Below are 19,544 nucleotides of genomic sequence, written 5' to 3' on the forward strand. Positions count from 1 at the left end.
GGCGCTGGAAGCTCTTTTGGCTTGTAATCTGCGGCCGCGCCTAGCGCGGCACCAGGAACACGGTCTTTTCCGACACCTGCGCCCGGTCGCCCAGCGCCTGTACGTCCAGGTGCACGGTGTGCGAGCCCGCAGGCGCGGCGCCATAGGGGACCTGCAGCCGCACCGCCACCCAGCGCGACTCGGCGGGGCCGATCTCCACTTCGGGCTCCGAGGCCACCTGCAGCCCCTGCAGGCCGCTGGCCGTGATGCGGTAGCGCTGGGGCTGCTCGGTGGCATTCATGACCTGCACGCGGTAGATGTTCTCCAGTTGCCCACCCGCCACCACGCGCGAGAGCGCGGCGCGGTCGCGCACCACATCTACCTTCAGCGGCGTGCGCGTGACCAGGCTGGCCAGCATGGCCGTGCACAGCGCCAGCAGCACGGCGCTGTAGAACAGCACGCGCGGGCGCAGCACGCGGCGCAGCATCTGTGCGCTGCTCCAGCGGTTTTGCATGCCGTTTTGCGTGGCGTAGCGGATCAACCCGCGCGGGTACTGCACCTTGTCCATCACGGTGTTGCAGGCGTCCACGCACATGCCGCAGCCAATGCACTCGTACTGCAGGCCCTTGCGGATGTCGATGCCCGTGGGGCACACCTGCACGCACAGCGAGCAGTCGATGCAGTCGCCCAGGCCGGCGGCCTTGGCGTCTACCTTCTTGCTGCGCGCGGCGCGCGGCTCGCCGCGCTGGGTGTCGTAAGTGACGATCAGCGTGTCCTTGTCGAACATCGCGCTCTGAAAGCGTGCATACGGACACATGTACTTGCACACCTGCTCGCGCATGTAGCCCGCAAAGCCATAGGTGGCGAAGCTGTAGAACCCCACCCAGAAGATCTGCCAGGTGCCGTGCAGCGCCAGCAGCTCGCCGCCCAGCTGGCGGATGGGCACGAAGTAGCCCACGAACGTGAATCCGGTCCATAGCGCCACCGACATCCAGGCGAGCTGCTTGAGCGTCTTGCGCCACAGCTTCTCGAAGGTCCACGGGCCCTTGTCCAGCCGCATGCGCGCGCTGCGGTCGCCTTCGGTCAGGCGCTCCAGCCACAGGAACAGCTCGGTGTACACCGTCTGCGGGCAGGCAAAGCCGCACCACAGCCGCCCCGCCACCGCCGTGAACAGGAACAGCGACAGCGCCGACATGATGAGCAGGCCGGTGAGGTAGATGAAGTCCTGCGGGTACAGCACCAGGCCGAACAGGTAAAAGCGCCGCGCGCCCAGGTCGAACAGCACCATCTGCCGCTCGCCCCACTGCCACCAGGGCAGGCCGTAGAACACCCCCTGGGTGAGCAGCACCAGCGCCCAGCGCCAGCGCGTGAACACGCCGCCGATGGCGCGCGGGTAGATCTTCTTCTTGGCTTCGTACAGGTCGACGTAGACGTCGCGTTCGGCAGCGGGGGGCTGGGTCTGTGGGGCGGGCATGGAAGGGGGCGTGGTTGTGATGGTCTTGGTCGAAGGGCGGTCGATCAGGCGCTGGCGCTGTCCTCGCCGATCAGCAGCCGCGTGGCGCTCAGGAAGCGGTGCGGCGGCACCTCCAGGTTCGTCGGGGCGGGCTTGTTGCGGTACACGCGACCCGCGTTGTCGAACGTGGAGCCATGGCAGGGGCAGAAGAAGCCCCCGGGCCAGCCCGCGCCCAGGCCGGACTGCGGCGCGCCCGGGGCCACGGCCGTGGGCGAGCAACCCAGGTGCGTGCAGATGCCGATGGCCACGAAGACCTCCGGCTGGATGGAGCGGTGGGTATTGCGCGCGTAGTCGGGCTGCTGGTCCTTGGCCGATGCGGGGTCGGCCAACTGTGCCTCCAGCCCCTGCAGCGACTGCAGCATCTCCGGCGTGCGCCGCACGACCCAGACGGGTTTGCCGCGCCACTCCACCGTGAGCATGCCGCCCGGCGGCAGGCCGGCGATGTCCACCTCCACGGCCGCGCCCAGGGAGCGTGCGCGCTCGCTGGGCGCCAGGCTGCTGACCAGGGGCACGGCCGCGCCGACGGCGGCCAGGCCCCCGGCGGCGGCCGTGGCGTGGATCAGGGTGCGGCGTTCTGCGTCGGGCGCAGCGCAGGTGCACGAGGCGGGCAGGGCGGTCATGGCGGTTCCTTCACGATGGGCGCGGCCAAAGGACCGCGCACTTGCTTGTCCTGACTCAAGAGCCGTGCCAGCCTGGCCGCGCGGCACTGCGTGCGAAATCCCTATGTGGAACAAAGGCTTACATCCACCCAAGGAGTCAGCGCTGCCATGGTGGACGGTAGAAACACTGCCAATGCATGCCATTTGTGACACCATATGTCACCATGGCCGACACCCAAGATCTTTCCCCCACCCCGGCGCAGGTGGCGCAGACCGCGCTGCTTGCCTCCTGGCTGGAGGGGCTGCCCGAGCCGCACATCCTGTTCGACCGCGGCTACCGCATCGTGGCCGCCAACGGCGCCTACCGTCGCCAGTTCGGCCAGGGCGCGCCGGTGGTGGGGCGCACCTGCCATGCGGTGTCGCACCATTCGCCCGTGCCGTGCGACCAGGCGGGCGAGACCTGCCCGCTGGCGCGCTCGCTCTTCAGCGGCCAGCGCGAGCGCGTGCTGCACCTGCACCACACCCCGGCGGGCGAGGAATACGTGCAGATCGAACTGGTGCCGCTGCGCGACGAGGCGGGCCAGCCCCAGTACTTTCTGGAGAAGATGGAGCCGCTGCGCATTGCCCAGGGGCAGCCGGGCGCGCCGGGCATGATCGGGCGCGCGCCCGCGTTCCAGGCCGTGCTGGAGCTGATCGCGCGCGTGGGCCCGTCGCAGGCCAGCGTGCTGCTGCTGGGCGAGTCGGGCACGGGCAAGGAGCTGGCCGCGCGCGCCGTGCACGAGGCCAGCCCCCGCGCGGGGCGGCCGCTGGTGGTGGTGGACTGCGCCAGCCTGCCCGAGACGCTGTTCGAGAGCGAACTGTTCGGCCACGAGCGTGGGGCCTTCACCGGCGCCCATGCCGCACGCGCCGGCCTGGTGGAGGCGGCGCACGGCGGCACGCTGTTCCTGGACGAGGTGGGCGACATCCCGCTCACCATGCAGGTCAAGCTGCTGCGTTTGCTGGAAAGCGGCACCTACCGCCGCGTGGGCCACACCGAGCTGCGCCGCGCGGACATCCGCTTGGTGGCGGCCACCCACCGCGACCTGCGCGCCATGGTGCGCGAGGGGCGGTTTCGCCAGGACCTGTACTACCGCCTGAGCACCTTTCCCATCCAGCTGCCCGCGCTGCGCGAACGCCCGCAGGACATTCCGCTGCTGGCGGAATCGCTCCTGCAGCGCGTGGCCGGGGGGCGGGGCCTGGTGCTTGCGCCCGCGGCGCTGCGCCGGCTGGCGCAGCACCCCTTCCCCGGCAACGTACGCGAGCTGCGCAACGTGCTGGAACGTGCCGCGCTGCTGACCGACGGCGCGGCGGTGACCGCCCATACGATCGAGCGCGCGCTCTCGTTCGATGCGCCCGCGGCGGCGCCGGCCCGCGCTGCGCAGCAGCCCGACCATGCCACCCTGCGTGACATCGAATCCGAGGCCCTGCGCGCGGCGCTGGCGGGTGGGGCCGCGTCGCGTCGCGAATTGGCGCGCGCCCTGGGGGTCAGCACGCGCACGCTGTACCGCAAGCTGCGACTGTTACGGGAGCAGGGCTGATGCTCCTTGTTTGATAGCTGTCAGCGCTTGTTGTGATTGGCTTGCGGTCTGTTTTTGCTTGAACCAACCACCGGCCCGTGTAGGGGCCATGTTCTGGGCGCACAGTGCACGCGGGGGTATATCCATATGCCTGCCCCCCAAAGGTGGGCCGCGTAGAATTCGACGCTTTCCCGAGGAGCGCTGCAGCGCCCGCCGGCCGGGGCCGCACAGGCGGCCCGCGCGTGGCGGCGTCAGGCTCGGGCCCACCGCGGCATGCAGCCGTGCGTGTACCAACGGCGCTCACCTGATGTGTCTGTTCTTGTTATCCAGGTGAGCCCCATGCCGTCGTCCGCCCCCGCATCTTCCGTCCCTTCGCACGCCGTGCCGCCCATGCGCCTGTCGGGGCTGGAGCCCGTGTTCATCGGCGAGGGGAGCTTGTTCGTCAACGTGGGCGAGCGCACCAACGTCACCGGCTCCAAGGCGTTCGCGCGCATGATCCTGAATGACCAGTACGAGCAGGCACTGTCGGTGGCGCGCCAGCAGGTGGAAAACGGCGCGCAGATCATCGACGTGAACATGGACGAGGCCATGCTGGACAGCAAGGCCGCGATGGTGCGCTTCCTGAACCTCATTGCCTCCGAGCCCGACATCGCCCGGGTGCCGGTGATGGTGGACAGCTCCAAGTGGGAGGTCATCGAGGCCGGCCTGCGCTGCCTGCAGGGCAAGGGCATCGTCAACTCCATCAGCATGAAGGAGGGCGTGGAAGAGTTCAAGCGCCAGGCCAAGCTGATCCGCCGCTACGGCGCGGCTGCCGTGGTCATGGCCTTCGACGAGAAGGGCCAGGCCGACACCTTCGCACGCAAGACCGAGATCTGCGAGCGCGCCTACCGCATCCTGGTGGACGAGGTGGGCATGGCGCCCGAGGACATCATCTTCGATCCCAACATCTTCGCCATCGCCACGGGCATCGAAGAGCACGCCAACTACGCCGTGGACTTCATCGAGGCCGTGCGCTGGATCAAGCAGCATCTGCCGGGTGCCAAGGTGTCGGGCGGCGTGTCCAACGTGTCGTTCAGCTTCCGCGGCAACGAGCCGGTGCGCGAGGCGATCCACACCGTGTTCCTGTACCACGCCATCAAGGCCGGCATGGACATGGGCATCGTCAACGCGGGCATGGTCGGCGTTTACGACGATCTTGACCCCGAGCTGCGCGAGCGTGTGGAAGACGTGGTGTTGAACCGCCGCCCCGACGCGGCCGAACGCCTGCTGGAGATCGCCGAGGCCGCCAAGGGCGCCGCCAAGGACGACAGCAAGAAGCTGGAGTGGCGCGGCACGCCCGAGCACCCGAAAACCGTGGGCGAGCGCCTGTCGCACGCGCTGGTACACGGCATCACCGACTTCATCGTCGAAGACACCGAGGAGGCCTACCAGCAGATCGTGGTGCAAGGCGGCGGCCGCCCGCTGCACGTGATCGAAGGCCCGCTGATGGACGGCATGAACATCGTGGGCGACCTGTTCGGAGCGGGCAAGATGTTCCTGCCGCAGGTGGTCAAGAGCGCCCGCGTGATGAAGCAGGCCGTGGCCCACCTGATCCCTTACATCGAGGAAGAAAAGCGCCAGCAGGAAGCCGCCGGCCTGGACGTGTCCAGCAAGGGCAAGATCGTCATCGCCACCGTGAAGGGCGACGTGCATGACATCGGCAAGAACATCGTGACCGTCGTCCTGCAGTGCAACAACTTCGAGGTCATCAACATGGGCGTGATGGTGCCCTGCCATGAAATCCTGGCGCGCGCCAAGGCCGAAGGCGCGGACATCATCGGCCTGTCGGGCCTCATCACGCCCAGCCTGGAAGAGATGCAGTACGTGGCCGGCGAGATGGACAAGGACGAGTACTTCCGCATCAAGAAGATTCCATTGCTGATCGGCGGCGCCACCTGCTCGCGCGTGCACACGGCGGTCAAGATCGCGCCGCAGTACCAGGGCCCCGTGGTCTACGTGCCCGATGCCTCGCGCAGCGTGAGCGTGGCGCAGAGCCTGCTGGGCGAGCAAAAGGACAGCTACCTGGCGGAGGTGCAGGCCGACTACGACCATGTGCGCCACCTGCATGCCAACAAGAAGAAGACACCGGTGTGGCCGCTGGCGCAGTGCCGCGCCAACAAGACGCGCATCGACTGGGCGCATTACCAGCCGCCGGCGCCCAAGTTCATCGGCCGGCGCGTGATCAAGAACATCGACCTGGCCGAGCTGGTGCCCTTCATCGACTGGGCGCCGTACTTCCAGACCTGGGACCTGGCCGGCAAGTACCCCGACATCCTGCAGGACGAGGTGGTGGGCGAGGAAGCCACGCGCGTCTTCCGCGACGCACAGGCCATGCTCAAGAAGATCGTGGAGGGCCGCTGGCTCACGGCCCACGCCGTGGTGGGCTTCTGGCCCGCCAACACCGTGCGCGATGACGACATCGAGCTGTACGCCGATGCCGCGCGCGACAAGGTCGTGCTCACCTGGTACGGCCTGCGCCAGCAGGCCGAGAAGCAGCCCGACGCCGAGGGCCGCATGCGCCCCAGCCGCTGCCTGGCCGACTTCATCGCGCCTCGCCCGGAGGGTGGCGCACCCACGCAGGCCGACCACATTGGCGCGTTTGCCGTCACTGCCGGCATCGGCGTGGATGCCAAGGTGGCAGAGTTCATGGCCGACCACGACGACTACAACGCCATCACCCTCAAGGCCCTGGCCGATCGCCTGGCCGAGGCCGGTGCCGAATGGCTGCACCACCGCGTGCGCACCGACTGGTGGGGCTACCAGGCGGGCGAGCAGCTGTCCAACGACGAACTGATCGCTGAGAAGTACGTAGGCATCCGCCCCGCGCCGGGCTACCCCGCATGCCCTGATCACCGGGTGAAGAAGCCGCTGTTTGCATTGCTGGGCACGGCCGACGTGGACATGGACATTACCGACAGCTACGCCATGACGCCCGCGGCCAGTGTGAGCGGCTTTTACTTCAGCCACCCCGAGAGCACCTACTTCAGCGTCGGCAAGATCGACGATGCGCAGGTGCAGGACATGGCCCAGCGCAGCGGAGTGCCCCTGGCCGAGGTGGAGCGCGCGCTCGCTCCGAATCTGGGGCTTTAGCGCCTGGTTGGCGCAGGCCATGCCAAGATCGACCCATGAACCTGCGCCTGCTGACACACCACACTGCACCCCTGCTGCTGGCGGCCTGGATGCCGCTGGCTGCCTGGGCGAACCCGTCCTGGCTGACGGCTGACGGGCGCCCCCTGCCGGCTGCGCATGAAGCGGTGCGCTGGCTCAACGAAGCCGCAGCCGATGGGCTGGAGCCGGCCGACTATGGCGCGCAGCACCTGAGTGATGCGCTGGCGGCCGCAGCCGCCCGCGGCCTGGATGCCGCCTCCGCCGTGGCGCTCGACCAGGAGCTGACGCAGGCCGTGGAGCGCTACCTGTATGAGCTGCACGGCGGGCGCATCGATCCGGCACGGCTCAACGAGCGCTACGATCACTCCCGCCGCCCCCAGCCCGACCTGCGCGCCGCGCTGCAGACCGCGCTGGCCGACGGCCAGATCCAGCAGGCGCGGGACGCGGCCATCCCCCGCGTGCCCATGTACCCGGCGCTGCGCGCACTGCTGGCGCATTACCGCGCGCTGGGCGCTCACCCTGCCTGGGCGCAGCCGCTGCCCGCGCTGCCGGGCCGCAAGCTCACGCCGGGCCAGCCCTGGGAGGGCCTGGGCGTGCTGGCCGAGCGGCTGGTGGCGCTGGGCGACCTGCCGCCGCAGCCCACGGGCGAGCCGCCCGCAGCGTCCGCGCCAGCGCAATACACCCCCGTGTTGGTCGAGGCCGCCACGGCCTTCCAGCGCCGCCACGGGCTGGAGGCGGACGGGGTGCTGGGCGCGACCACGCTGGCGGCGCTGAATGTGCCCCCGGCCGCACGCGCCGAGCAGATCGCGCTGCAGATGGAGCGTCTGCGCTGGACGCCCGTGCTGCAGGGCCCGCGCATGATCGCCGTGAACGTGCCCGAATACCGCCTGCGCGCCTATGAGTACGCGGGCGGCAGGATCACGCTGCGCCTGTCGATGGCGGTCATCGTCGGCAAGGCGCTGGATACGCGCACGCCGCTGTTCGATGAGGACATGCAGTCCATCGAATTCAGCCCGTACTGGAACATCCCACCGTCCATCGCCCGCGGTGAAACCGTGCCGCGCTTGCGCCGCGACCCGGGCTACCTGGCCCGGCAGGGCATGGAGTTCGTCAGCGCGGCGGGCGTGAGCACCGACACCACGCCCGAGATGCTGGGTGCCGTGGTGGCAGGCCAGGCGCGCATACGCCAGCGTCCGGGGCCGCTGAACGCGCTGGGCGATATCAAGTTCGTGCTGCCCAACAACGACAACATCTACCTGCACCACACCTCGGCGCCCACGTTGTTCGGCCGCAGCCGGCGCGACCTGAGCCACGGCTGCGTGCGTGTCGGGGAGCCGGTGGCGCTCGCCCAGTTCGTGTTGCAGGACGATCCCACCTGGACCGTGGAGCGCATCCGTGCGGCCATGGCGCAGCCCAAGCCCGTGTTCGTACGGCTGCCGCATCCGGTGCCGGTCATCATCACGCACATCACCGTGGTGGTGCAGGACGGCCGTCCGCACTTCTATGGCGACCTGTACGGCCATGACCGCAAGCTCGCCAGCCTGCTGCGCCAGCATTCGGCAAAACCCTACGATGCGGTCCGCGCGGGTAGTGCTGCCGGGGTGATCGGTCCAAAATAGCGCGTTTTTTCGCTTTTTCGAGGTTTTTCGCGCATGGCTCCACCGCACAACCCCCACCGCCGTCTATTCCTGGGGCGCGGCGCCGCCGTCGCGCACGCCGCTGCGGCCGCGGTGCTGCTGCCCAAGGCGGCGTTGGCGTCGCTCAGCGAAGAGCAGGACCTTGCGCGGCGCCTGGCCTTCAACCACCTGCACACCCATGAGCGGCTGGCACTGGTCTACGCCCAGGGCGAACAATTCATTCCTGCGGCGCTGCCCACGCTCAACCACTTCCTGCGCGACCACTACAGCGGCGACGTCGGCGTGATGGACCCGGACCTGTTCCACCTGCTGCACCGCGTGCGGCAGACGCTGCAGACGCAGCAGCCGTTCGAGGTGATCTCCGGCTATCGCAGCCCCCATACCAACGAGACGCTGCGCACCACGCGCGGCGGCGGTGTGGCGCGGCGCAGCCTGCACATGGACGGCAAGGCCATCGACGTGCGCCTGCCCGGCGTGTCCCTGAGCGACCTGCGCGACGCCGCCATCTCCCTGCGGGCGGGCGGCGTGGGCTACTACGCCCGGGAGCAGTTCGTGCACATCGACACCGGACGTGTGCGCAGCTGGTAAGCCTCTGCGCCGCAAGAGAACCAAGGCCCCGCATGCGGGCCTTTTTCATGTCTGAGGAGGGGCGCTTGCTATACCGGGTCGCCCGGCGCCGCCATCTCCAGCTGCATCATGATCATGTTGACCAGCGTGTGCACCGTGGGCCGGCCGGTCTCGATGACGTAGTGCGCGGCCTCGCGGTACAGCGGGTCCCGCGCGCGGTAGAGGTCGCGCAGGCGGGCCAGGGGGTCGTCCACCTGCAGCAGGGGCCGCGTGCGGTCGTGCTTGATGCGCTTGAAGATCTCGTCGGGCGAAGCGCGCAGGTACATCACATGGGGAAAGCCGCGGCGCAGCGTGGCGCGGTTGTCCTCGCGCAGCACGGCGCCGCCGCCGGTGGACAGCACCATGCCGCCGGGTTGGGCGGCCAGCTCGGCCAGCAGCGCAGCCTCGTGGTCGCGAAAGGCCGCTTCGCCATGCTGGTCGAAATAGTCGCGGATGCTGGTGCCCAGCCGCTGCTCCAGCCGCTGGTCCAGGTCCACGAAGGGAAGCCCCAGACGGCGGGCGAGCTGGCGGCCCACCGTGGATTTGCCCGAGCCCGGCATACCGACCAGGGCGCAACGCGTTTGCATGCTTGTCTGTCGTGGTGAGTGAAGACTGGGGAGTGTAAGAGCGTCCACCTGGTCCGTGCGGCAGCCGGTGCGCGGCCGGCTATCGGCTTGCGCCGACAGGGGGCCGGGCCCGCACTGTTCACAATCGGGCCATGCCACTGTCCCTGCAGAGCCTCAAATCTTTTGCCCAGCCACTGCTGCAGCGGGTGTTGCAGCCCATTGCGCCGCTGGTGCGCGCCGTGCAGATGTGGCTGGACGCCGACGGCCTGCGCATGAGCGCGGCGATGTCGTTCTACGGCATGCTGAGCCTGGCGCCGCTGTTGCTGCTGCTGGTGGGGGTGCTCGGGTGGTGGATCGACCAGGCCTACCTGGAGAGCAACCTCATCGCCCAGGTGCGCGGGGTGATGGGCGAGCGCGGCGCCGAGGTGGTGCGCCTGGCGCTGGCCAGCGCGCAGGAGCCGGCCGAGGGGCGCCTCGCGTCGATGGCTGGCTTCGTGCTGCTGCTGTCGGGCGCGACGGGGGTGTTCGTGGAGCTGCAGAGCGCGCTGGAGCGGCTGTGGGCACACGGCCAGCCCGCGCCCGAGCGCAAGGCGTGGTGGCGCATGGCCTCGCTGCGCCTGCGGGGCCTGGCCTATGTGCTGGCCATCGGTTTTCTGCTGCTGGTGTCGCTGGTGTTGTCCACGGCCATCAACGTGCTGGCCACCTGGGCCAGCGCGCGGCTGCCGTTCGGCTCGGGCACGCTGCTGCAGATCGTCAATGAGGCCGTGGCCTTCGCCGTGGCGGTGGCGCTGTTCTTGGGGCTGATGCGCATCGGCAGCGGCCCCAAGCCGCCCACGCATTGCCTGGTATTCGGCGCGGTGGTGGGCGCCACGCTGTTCACGGTGGGCAAGCAGTTGCTGGCGCTGTACCTGTCCACCGCGGCGGTGGTGTCGGCCTATGGTGCCGCGGGCTCGCTGGTGGTGCTGCTGATGTGGATCTACTTTTCGTCCGCGGTGCTGCTGTTCTCGGCCGCCAGCGCGCGGGCGCTGCACGAAACGCGTACCGCCGCCTCTGTGCCGGCGGGCAGTTGACCGCTGATTACGTCCGTTACGCCGCGCGCGGTTTTGTGAAGCAGGGCCGGCGTTAGCCTTGGCGCCGGTGCCGTGGCGGCTGCATGCGCAGCCCGCGGCTTTTCCTCTGGCAACCGGACGAGCACATGCATTCCACCTCTGCTTCCCCTGCCGCGGCCCCGTCCGCGGCTTCGCTCAAATGGCTGTGGGCCGCCGTGGGCGTGCTGGGCGTGAGTGTGCTGGCCCTGGGCGGCACGCTGCTGGCGCAGAACTTGCGCGGCGGTCCGCCTGCTGGCGACTCCGCGGCCGGCGGACCGGCCGCCACGCTGGCAGCCACCGCGCCGCGCACGCCCGAGGCGGAAGTGTTGAATGAAAAAGCGCCTCCAGCCCAGTCGCAGCAAGCGATGGCAGCTCTCGATTCAGGAGCAAATCCCACAGCCCGGCGCGCAGCAGCGCCGCCTTCTCCACAGGCGTATCCACAGGACGACCCACAGACGTATGCACAGGGCTATCCACAGCCGGGGGCATCGCCCTCGCCAGTGCCAACCCAGCGCGGCGAACCGCTGCAGCGGGCCGTGGCGCAGCGCAGTGCGGCGCCGGTGTGTGGCACCTGCGGGCGGGTGGAGTCGGTGCGCGCTGTCGAGCAGGCCGCGCCGGCCACGGGCGTGGGCGCGGTGGCCGGCGGTGTGCTGGGGGGCGTGCTGGGCAACCAGATCGGCAAGGGGTCGGGCCGCACCGCGGCCACGGTGCTGGGCGCCGTGGGCGGCGGCTACGTGGGCCACAAGGTGGAGCAGCGCGCCCGTACCACCACGGTCTACCAGATGCGCGTGCGCATGGATGACGGTTCGGTGCGCAACTTCACGCGCGCCCAGCCGCTGGCCGAGGGCACGGCCGTACGCGTGCAGGGCAAGAGCCTGCGCGTGGACCCGGGGGCCGATGCCGACCGTGCGGGCGTGGAGCCGGTGCGCGTAGTGGACCGGGGCTATTGAGCGCAGGGGCCTGCGCTTGACGAGCGCGGCCACGCAGGCGCTACAAAAATAAAAGCGGCCTGCGCTTGCGGGCAGGCCGTTTTGAAGGGGGATTGGCGTTGGATCGCCTGTGAGCAAGCGCCAATAGCTCCTATTTTGCTAGCAAATCGACGCGGCGAGGGCCGCGTGCGTCACTTCTCGACGAAGGCGCGCTCGATCACGAAGTCGCCGGGGCGCGTGGTGTTGCCTTCCTCGAAGTCGCGCTTTTCCAGCAGTTCCTTGAGCGAGGCCAGCATCTCCGGGCTGCCGCAGAGCATCACGCGGTCTTCCAGCGGGTTGAGTTCGGGCAGGCCCAGGTCGGCGGCCAGCTTGCCGCTGTCGATCAGGTCGGGGATGCGGCCCTGGTTGCGGAAGGGCTCGCGCGTGACCGTGGGGTAGTACTTGAGCTGCTTGGTGATCAGCTCGCCCAGGAACTCATGCTGGGGCAGTTCCTTGGTGATGTAGTCGTGGTAGGCCAGCTCGGCCACCTGGCGCACGCCGTGGAGCAGGATCACCTGCTCGAACTTCTCGTACGTCTCGGGGTCGCGGATCACGCTCAGGAACGGCGCCAGGCCCGTGCCCGTGGACATCAGGTACAGCCGCTTGGCGGGCAGCAGGTAGTCGATGAGCAGCGTGCCCGTGGGCTTCTTGCCCACGATGATGGAGTCGCCCACCTGGATGTGCTGCAGGCGCGAGGTCAGCGGGCCGTCCGGCACCTTGATGGAGAGGAACTCCAGGTGCTCCTCGTAGTTGGCGCTGACGATGCTGTAGGCGCGCAGCAGCGGCTTGCCGTCCACCTTCAGGCCGATCATGGTGAAGTGGCCGTTGGAGAACCGCAGCGCCGGGTCGCGCGTGGTGGTGAAGGAGAACAGGCGGTCGGTCCAGTGGTGTACGGTCAGTACACGCTCTTCGTGAAATGCGCTCATGGATGGGTGCCAGAAAAATGAACGAAAACAGGGCGAACGGGAGCCGTGGGGGCAGGGCCGGTGGCGTTAGTGTCGCGGCTTTGATATGCGCTCTCGGCATAAGCCGACATTTGCGCTGTGTCCACGGCACCCGTCAAGCATCGCGTGCGGGCGTTGGCTGCCCCCTGCCATGCGGGCAAACCCGCACATTGTCGGGCAAACTCGTGGCAGCGGTACAGTTGCGTTGCCCGGAAGCTGACCTGTGGCAAAGGATTCGACCATGCACAAGCCCTTCACCCCCCTGCTCGCCCTGCTGTTTGCGGGTGGCGCCTATGCGCAGGGGGCCTACACGATCGGGGAGATCAACAGCTACAAGGCCCAGCCCGCCTTCCTGGAGCCCTACAAGAAGGGCATGGAACTGGCGGTCGAGCAGATCAATGCGGCCGGCGGCATCCAGGGCAAGCAGCTGCGGCTGGTCACGCGCGACGACAACGCCACCCCCGGCGACGCGGTGCGCGCGGCCGAGGAACTGATCGCGCGCGAGAAGGTGGATGTGCTCATGGGCAGCTTTCTGTCGCACGTGGGCCTGGCGCTGACCGACTTCGCGCAGCAGAAGAAGCGCTTCTTCCTGGCGGCCGAACCGCTCACCGACAAGATCGTGTGGGAGCACGGCAACCGCTACACCTTCCGCCTGCGCCCCTCCACCTACATGCAGGTGGCCATGCTGGTGCCCGAAGCCGTGGCGCTGAAAAAAAAGCGCTGGGCCATCGTCTACCCCAACTACGAGTACGGCCAGTCGGCCGTGGCCACCTTCAAGCAGCTGCTCAAGGCCGCGCAGCCGGACGTGGAGTTCGTTGCCGAGCAGGCCACGCCGCTGGGCAAGGTGGACGCCGGCAGCGTGGCGCAGGCGCTGGAAGACGCCAAGCCCGATGCGATCTTCAACGTGCTGTTCGCCGCCGACCTCGCCAAATTCGTGCGCGAGGGCAACACCCGCGGGCTGTTCGCGGGCCGCAGCGTGGTGAGCCTGCTGTCGGGCGAGCCGGAATACCTGGACACGCTCAAGAGCGAGACGCCCGAGGGCTGGATCGTCACCGGCTACCCCTGGTATGCCATCCAGACCCCCGAGCACAAGGCCTTTCTGGACGCCTACATGAAGCGTTTCAAGGACTACCCGCGCGCGGGCTCGGTGGTGGGCTACAACGCCGTCCAGTCGGTTGCGGCGGGGCTGGCCAAGGCCGGATCGGCCGACACCGAGAAACTCATCACCGCCTTCCGCGGCCTGCAGGTGGCCACGCCGTTCGGTCCCATCACCTACCGCACGCAGGACCACCAGTCCACCATGGGTGCCTACGTGGGCAAGACCGCGCTGCGCATGGGCAAGGGTGTGATGGTGGACTTCACCTACCGCGACGGCGCCAAGTACCAGCCCAGCGACGCCGAGGTGAAGCGGCTGCGCAAGGACGAGTGACCGCCGGACTCTGCGCCGGCGCCCTTCCCGTGGGGGAACGCGCGGCCGCTACCGCGGGGCGACCCGGGCGCTATGGCTGCGGGCTTCAACCGCGCGGGCTGCGGTGGCCCTGTGCGGCATTGGACGACTGACATGGATGTTTCGGGGCTGCTGGCCCAACTGCTCAATGGCCTGGCGGGCGCTTCCACGTTGTTCCTCGTGGCGGCGGGGCTGTCGCTGATCTTTGGGGTGATGCGCATCGTCAACTTCGCGCACGGCTCGTTTTACATGCTGGGCCTGTACCTGGCCTATGCCCTGGTGGAGCGTCTGGGCGATGCCCTCGGCTTCTGGCCTGCGCTGCTGCTGGCTCCGCTGGCCGTGGGCCTGCTGGGCGCGGCGGTGGAGGTGCTGCTGCTGCGCCGCATCTACCGCGCACCCGAACTGCTGCAGCTGCTGGCCACCTTCGCCTTGGTGCTGGTGATCAAGGACGCGGCGCTGTGGCTCTGGGGGCCGGAGGAGCTGTTCGGCCCGCGTGCGCCGGGCCTGGAGGGCGCGGTGGACCTGCTGGGCCGGCGCTTCCCAGCCTACGACCTGTTCCTCATTGCCGTGGGGCCGCTGGTGCTGGTGCTGCTCACGCTGCTGCTCACGCGCACGCGCTGGGGCACGCTGGTGCGCGCCGCCACGCAGGACCGTGAGATGGTCGGTGCGCTGGGTGTGAACCAGGCCTGGCTGTTCACCAGCGTGTTCGCGCTGGGGGCCCTGCTGGCAGGCCTGGGCGGCGCGCTGCAGCTGCCGCGCGAGCCCGCCAGCCTGGAGCTGGACATGCTCACCATCGGCGCCGCCTTCGTGGTAGTGGTGGTGGGCGGCATGGGCTCGCTGCCCGGCGCCTTCGTGGCGGCGTTGGTGATTGCCGAGCTCAAGGCCGTGTGCATCTGGCTGGGCGTGGTCGAGGTCGCGGGGGTGGAGGTGGCCTTTCCCCGGCTCACGCTGGTGGTGGAGTTCCTGGTGATGGCGGCCGTGCTCATCTGGCGGCCCTGGGGCTTCATGGGCCGCCCGCAGGCCGTGGCGCGTGGCGTGGGCACGCCCGAGGCGCCGCTGCGCCAGGCGGGGCAGGGCGCCACGGCCGCCTGGTGCGCGTTGGTGCTGGCCCTGGCGCTGCTGCCGCTGGCGGTGGAGCCGGGCAGCTACGCCACCGTGTTGCTGACCGACATCGCGATTGCCGCGCTGTTCGCCGCCAGCCTGCATTGCATCCTGGGGCCGGGCGGGCTGCATTCGTTCGGCCATGCGGCGTACTTCGGCCTGGGCGCCTACGGCGCGGCGCTGCTGGTGCGCTGGCTGGACTGGCCCATGGGCATGGCGCTGCTGCTGGGGCCGCTGGTGGCGGCGGCCGGCGCGCTGGTGTACGGCTGGTTCTGCGTGCGCCTGTCGGGCGTGTCGCTCACCATGCTGACGCTGGCGTTCGCACAGATCACCTGGGCCATCGCCTACCAGTGGGACGGGTTCACCGGCGGCAGCAACGGCATCACCGGCGTGTGGCCGCCGCAGTGGGCCGCGCAGGGCGCGGGCTTCTATTGGCTGGTGCTGGCGCTGGCCGTGGCGGGCATCTACCTGCTGCGGCGCATGCTGTTTGCACCGCTGGGCTGGGCGCTGCGCGCGGCGCGCGACTCGGCGCTGCGGGCCGACGCCATTGGCATCGACGTGCGCGGCGTGCAGTGGGCCGCCTTTGTGGTGGCAGGGCTGCTGGCCGGTCTGGCGGGGGCGCTGTACGTGTTTTCCAAAGGCAGCGTGGCGCCCGATGCGCTGGGCGTGTCGCGCTCGGTGGACGGGCTGGTGATGGTGCTGCTGGGCGGCATGCAGCAGCTGGCCGGGCCGGTGGTGGGCGCGGGCGTGTTCACCTGGCTGCACGACACCGTGGCGCGCAGTACCGACTACTGGCGCGCGCTGCTGGGCGGCATCATGCTGCTGCTGGTGCTGCTGTTTCCTCAAGGAATTTCGGGGTTTGCGCAGGTGTGGAAAGCGCTGGCAGCTATCAAAAACAAAGCACAGGAGGGCGCGCCGTGAGCCTGCTGCAGGTCCAGGAGCTGCGCAAGTCCTTCGGCGGAGTGCAGGCCGTGCAGGGCGTGTCGTTCGCACTGCAGGCCGGCGAGTTGCTGGCGCTGATCGGCCCCAACGGCGCGGGCAAGAGCACCACCTTCAACCTGGTGGGCGGGCAGCTCTTGCCCGATGCGGGGCGCGTGCTGCTGCAGGGGCAGGACATCACCGGCCTGGCGCCACGCGCCGTCTGGCGGCGTGGCGTGGGCCGCACCTTCCAGATCGCGCAGACCTTCGCCAGCTTTACCGTGCTGCAGAACGTGCAGATGGCGCTGCTGTCGCACGACCGGCAGGCCTGGCGCTGGTGGCGCCGCGCCGACGCGCACCGCCCGCACGATGCCCTGGCGCTGCTGGAGCAGGTGGGCATGGCTGCCCAGGCGCAGCGCCCGTGCAGCGCGCTGGCCTACGGCGACGTCAAGCGCGTGGAGCTGGCCATGGCGCTGGCGCACGCCCCGGCGCTGCTGCTCATGGACGAGCCCACCGCCGGCATGGCACCGGCCGAGCGCCTGGCGCTCATGCAGCTGGTGCAGCGCATCGCGCGCGAACGGCACATGGGCGTGCTGTTCACCGAGCACAGCATGGACGTGGTCTTCGGCCTGGCCGACCGCGTGGCCGTGCTGGTGCGCGGCCAGCTGCTGGCCGAGGGCACGCCGCAGCAGATCCAGGACGACGCGCGGGTGCAGGCCGCCTACCTGGGCACGGAGCTGGAGTCGGCATGAACAATCAAAACGATAGCGCCTCGCGCTTGCCAGACAAGGCTTTGGTGGCAAAAACACCTTTGCTGGAGGTGGCGGACCTGCACGCCTGGTATGGCGCCGCCCACATCCTGCACGGCGTATCGCTGAGCGTGGGGCACGGCGAGGTGGTGGCCCTGATGGGGCGCAACGGCGCGGGCAAGTCCACCACGCTCAAGGGCATTGCCGGCCTGATGGAGCGGCGCAGCGGGCGCATCGAGTTCCTGGGCCAGCGCATCGACCGCCAGCCGCCGCACGCCATCGCGCGGCGCGGCCTGGGCTACGTGCCGGAGGACCGGCGCATCTTCACCGACCTCACGGTGCTGGAGAACCTGGAGGTGGGCCGCCAAAGGCCCCGCCACTGGCCGGACGGCACGCCCGCGCCGCTGTGGACGCCCGAGCGGCTGTTCACGCTGTTCCCCAACCTGGGCGAAATGCCCGACCGCCCCGGCGGGCGCATGAGCGGCGGCGAGCAGCAGATGCTGACCGTGGCGCGCACCCTCATGGGCCAGCCGCTGCTGGTGCTGCTGGACGAGCCCTCGGAGGGCGTGGCGCCGGTCATCGTGCAGCAGATGGCGCGCACCATCCGCGCGCTGAAGGCCCAGGGCATCGGCATCCTGCTGAGCGAGCAGAACCTGCCCTTCGCCGAGGCCGTGGCCGACCGCGCCTGCGTGCTGGAGCAGGGCCGCATCGTGTACAGCGCGGGGATGGCGCAGCTGGCGGGCGACGCCGCGGCGCGGCGGCAGTACCTGGGCGTCTAGCGGCCCAGGGACACGTGGGGGCCAGGCCGTTCAGGCGGCGGCCACCTGCGCCAGATGCTCCGCCACCACCTGCGCCAGCCAGTCCATCACCGTGCGCACACGCCGCGGCAGGTTGCGGCGGTTGGCGTACATCAGCGTGAGCGGCATCGGCGGGGCGGCCAGTTGCGGCAGCACTTCGACCAGATCGCCGCGCGCCAGCAGGTCCACCACGCCCAGGTGCGGCACCTGGATCAGGCCCAGCCCCGCCAGGCAGCCGGCCATGTAGGCCTCGGCATTGTTCACCGTGAGGGCGCCCTGCATGGGGGTGAGCACCAGTGCGCCATCCACCACGGCCTCGAAGCCTGCAGAGCGGGCGCCCAGCGTGTTCACGAAATGCACCAGCCGGTGGCCCGGCAGGTCGGCGAGCGAGCGTGGCGTGCCATGCGCGCGCAGATAGGCCGGGCTGGCGCAGTTGACCAGCCGCACCAGCCCCAGCGGGCGCGCGACCAGGCTGCTGTCCACCACGGCGCCCGTGCGCAGCACGCAGTCGAAGCCCTCGCGCACCACGTCCACGCGGCGCTCGGTGCTGCTCAGCTCCACCTTCAGCCCCGGGTGGCGCGCCAGCAGTTCGGGCAGGCGGGGCACCACCACGTTGCGCGCCATGCCCGTGGACATGTCGATGCGCACGCGTCCTTTCAGGCCGGCGCCGTCGGGGTGCTGGAACATGGACTGCAGCTCGTCCACGTCCGCCAGCAGATCCTTGCACCGCTCGTAATAGGCCTGCCCGTCCTGCGTGAGCTGGACGCGCCGGGTGGTGCGGTGCAGCAGGCGCGTGCCAAGCTGGGTTTCGAGCTGCTGCACGGCGGTGGAGGCGCTGGCTTTGGGGATGCCCAGCGCTTCGGCGGCCTGCGTGAAGCTGGCCAGCTCGGCCACGCGGGCAAAGATGTGCATGCGGTCAAACGGGCTCATTGTTCGTATCAAAAGAACGATGCGATCAATTTTCAGTGATTTATGAATGTGGAGCGGATCAATAGAGTTCGCTCACTGCTCTCTCACTCCTCACTGAAAGGTTCCCGCCATGGCCCACGCCGCATCTTCTTCCTCTTCGACAGTGACCGCAGGCATCGCCACCCGCCCGGTCATCGCCCTCATCACCGGCGGCAGCCGGGGGCTGGGCCGCAATGCCGCGCTGCACGTGGCGCGGTCCGGCACCGATGTGATCCTGACCTACCGCAGCCAGGCCGCCGAGGCGCAGGCCGTCGTCGCAGAGATCGAGGCCCTCGGCCGCCGCGCCGTGGCGCTGCCCCTGGACGTGGCGGCCAGCGCCACCTTCACCGCTTTCGCAGGCCAGGTGCGCGACGTGCTGGCGCGGCACTGGCAGCGCGAGCGCTTCGACTTCCTCGTGAACAACGCGGGCGTGGGCGTGTATGCCAGCTTCATGGAGACCACCGAGGCGCAGTTCGACGACATGGTCAACATTCACCTCAAGGGCGTGTTTTTCCTCACACAGAAGCTGCTGCCGCTGATGAACGACGGCGGGCGCATCCTGAACGTGTCGTCGGGCCTGGCGCGGTTCGCGCTACCGGGCTACGCGGCCTATGCGGCGATGAAGGGCGGGGTGGAGGTGCTGACGCGCTACCTGGCCAAGGAACTGGGCGCCCGCGGCATTGCCGTGAACGTGGTGGCGCCTGGTGCGATCGAGACGGATTTTGGCGGCGGCGCCGTGCGCGACAACGCGCAGCTCAACGCCTTCATCGCCGGCCAGACCGCGCTGGGCCGCGTGGGCCTGCCGGACGACATCGGTGGCGTGATCGCTGCGCTGCTGCAGCCCGGCACGGGCTGGGTGAACGCGCAGCGCATCGAGGCATCGGGCGGCATGTTCGTTTGACGCCCGGCAGCGGGGCTGCGCCTGGTTGCTTTACTGCATTTTTGGGCTGTAGCGCTTGTTAAATCAGCGCTAACAGCTAT

Annotated in this window: 16 protein-coding genes; 11 read left to right on the top strand and 5 right to left on the bottom strand. The window is 69.4% G+C overall.

Annotated features, from left to right (window positions below; genetic code table 11):
- Positions 1-40: 40 nt before the first annotated feature.
- The gene (ccoG, locus tag DTPSY_RS00800) at positions 41-1,453 is read right to left on the bottom strand and encodes a cytochrome c oxidase accessory protein CcoG (RefSeq protein WP_012655266.1); all 1,413 of its coding nucleotides are present in this window, start codon (positions 1,451-1,453) and stop codon (positions 41-43) included.
- 44 nt (positions 1,454-1,497) lie between these two features.
- The gene (petA, locus tag DTPSY_RS00805) at positions 1,498-2,112 is read right to left on the bottom strand and encodes a ubiquinol-cytochrome c reductase iron-sulfur subunit (RefSeq protein WP_012655267.1); all 615 of its coding nucleotides are present in this window, start codon (positions 2,110-2,112) and stop codon (positions 1,498-1,500) included.
- 203 nt (positions 2,113-2,315) lie between these two features.
- Between petA and DTPSY_RS00810 the strand changes: the two genes are divergently transcribed.
- The 4 genes from DTPSY_RS00810 to mepK all read left to right on the top strand — a co-directional run bounded on the left by DTPSY_RS00810 (position 2,316) and on the right by mepK (position 9,019).
- Positions 2,316-3,668 carry a sigma-54 interaction domain-containing protein gene (locus tag DTPSY_RS00810; RefSeq protein ID WP_012655268.1) on the top strand — a complete coding sequence of 451 codons (1,353 nt, stop codon included), beginning with the start codon at positions 2,316-2,318 and terminating at the stop codon, positions 3,666-3,668.
- A gap of 318 nt (positions 3,669-3,986) precedes the next feature.
- The gene (gene metH / locus DTPSY_RS00815; protein WP_012655269.1) at positions 3,987-6,776 is read left to right on the top strand and encodes a methionine synthase; all 2,790 of its coding nucleotides are present in this window, start codon (positions 3,987-3,989) and stop codon (positions 6,774-6,776) included.
- 35 nt (positions 6,777-6,811) lie between these two features.
- Positions 6,812-8,413 carry a L,D-transpeptidase family protein gene (locus DTPSY_RS00820; RefSeq protein WP_012655270.1) on the top strand — a complete coding sequence of 534 codons (1,602 nt, stop codon included), beginning with the start codon at positions 6,812-6,814 and terminating at the stop codon, positions 8,411-8,413.
- A gap of 33 nt (positions 8,414-8,446) precedes the next feature.
- Positions 8,447-9,019 carry a peptidoglycan L,D-endopeptidase MepK gene (gene mepK / locus DTPSY_RS00825; protein WP_012655271.1) on the top strand — a complete coding sequence of 191 codons (573 nt, stop codon included), beginning with the start codon at positions 8,447-8,449 and terminating at the stop codon, positions 9,017-9,019.
- 68 nt (positions 9,020-9,087) lie between these two features.
- Here mepK and DTPSY_RS00830 read toward each other — a convergent pair whose 3' ends face one another.
- The gene (locus DTPSY_RS00830; protein ID WP_012655272.1) at positions 9,088-9,624 is read right to left on the bottom strand and encodes a shikimate kinase; all 537 of its coding nucleotides are present in this window, start codon (positions 9,622-9,624) and stop codon (positions 9,088-9,090) included.
- A gap of 131 nt (positions 9,625-9,755) precedes the next feature.
- Here DTPSY_RS00830 and DTPSY_RS00835 point away from each other — a divergent pair, with 131 nt between their 5' ends.
- Positions 9,756-10,673, top strand: a complete 918-nt coding sequence (locus tag DTPSY_RS00835; protein ID WP_012655273.1) for a YihY/virulence factor BrkB family protein — start codon at positions 9,756-9,758, stop codon at positions 10,671-10,673.
- A gap of 125 nt (positions 10,674-10,798) precedes the next feature.
- On the top strand, positions 10,799-11,641 hold the full coding sequence (locus tag DTPSY_RS00840) for an outer membrane lipoprotein (RefSeq protein ID WP_012655274.1): 843 nt from the start codon (positions 10,799-10,801) through the stop codon (positions 11,639-11,641).
- A gap of 170 nt (positions 11,642-11,811) precedes the next feature.
- Here DTPSY_RS00840 and DTPSY_RS00845 read toward each other — a convergent pair whose 3' ends face one another.
- The gene (locus DTPSY_RS00845; protein ID WP_012655275.1) at positions 11,812-12,585 is read right to left on the bottom strand and encodes a ferredoxin--NADP reductase; all 774 of its coding nucleotides are present in this window, start codon (positions 12,583-12,585) and stop codon (positions 11,812-11,814) included.
- Between the two features lie 259 nt (positions 12,586-12,844).
- On the opposite strand from DTPSY_RS00845, the gene DTPSY_RS00850 reads away from it, so the two are divergent.
- From DTPSY_RS00850 to DTPSY_RS00865, 4 genes are all read left to right on the top strand, one after another.
- Positions 12,845-14,032 carry an ABC transporter substrate-binding protein gene (locus DTPSY_RS00850; protein ID WP_012655276.1) on the top strand — a complete coding sequence of 396 codons (1,188 nt, stop codon included), beginning with the start codon at positions 12,845-12,847 and terminating at the stop codon, positions 14,030-14,032.
- A 132-nt stretch (positions 14,033-14,164) separates the two neighbouring features.
- Positions 14,165-16,072: an ABC transporter permease gene (locus tag DTPSY_RS00855; protein WP_012655277.1), complete on the top strand. Its 1,908-nt coding sequence runs from the start codon at positions 14,165-14,167 to the stop codon at positions 16,070-16,072.
- Entirely contained in the window at positions 16,069-16,821 is a 753-nt protein-coding gene (locus tag DTPSY_RS00860) for an ABC transporter ATP-binding protein (RefSeq protein WP_012655278.1), read from the top strand. Before DTPSY_RS00855 ends, DTPSY_RS00860 begins: the two co-directional genes overlap by 4 nt.
- Positions 16,818-17,597: an ABC transporter ATP-binding protein gene (locus DTPSY_RS00865; RefSeq protein ID WP_012655279.1), complete on the top strand. Its 780-nt coding sequence runs from the start codon at positions 16,818-16,820 to the stop codon at positions 17,595-17,597. The genes DTPSY_RS00860 and DTPSY_RS00865 overlap by 4 nt, the downstream gene beginning before the upstream one ends.
- A gap of 30 nt (positions 17,598-17,627) precedes the next feature.
- Here DTPSY_RS00865 and DTPSY_RS00870 read toward each other — a convergent pair whose 3' ends face one another.
- A complete protein-coding gene (locus DTPSY_RS00870; protein ID WP_012655280.1) occupies positions 17,628-18,545 on the bottom strand; it encodes a LysR family transcriptional regulator in 918 nt (305 codons plus the stop codon).
- A 109-nt stretch (positions 18,546-18,654) separates the two neighbouring features.
- On the opposite strand from DTPSY_RS00870, the gene DTPSY_RS00875 reads away from it, so the two are divergent.
- On the top strand, positions 18,655-19,464 hold the full coding sequence (locus tag DTPSY_RS00875) for an SDR family NAD(P)-dependent oxidoreductase (protein WP_012655281.1): 810 nt from the start codon (positions 18,655-18,657) through the stop codon (positions 19,462-19,464).
- Positions 19,465-19,544: the final 80 nt, after the last annotated feature.

Origin of the sequence: [Acidovorax] ebreus TPSY, from assembly GCF_000022305.1 — a bacterium.
In the GTDB taxonomy this organism is placed as follows: domain Bacteria; phylum Pseudomonadota; class Gammaproteobacteria; order Burkholderiales; family Burkholderiaceae_C; genus Diaphorobacter; species Diaphorobacter nitroreducens.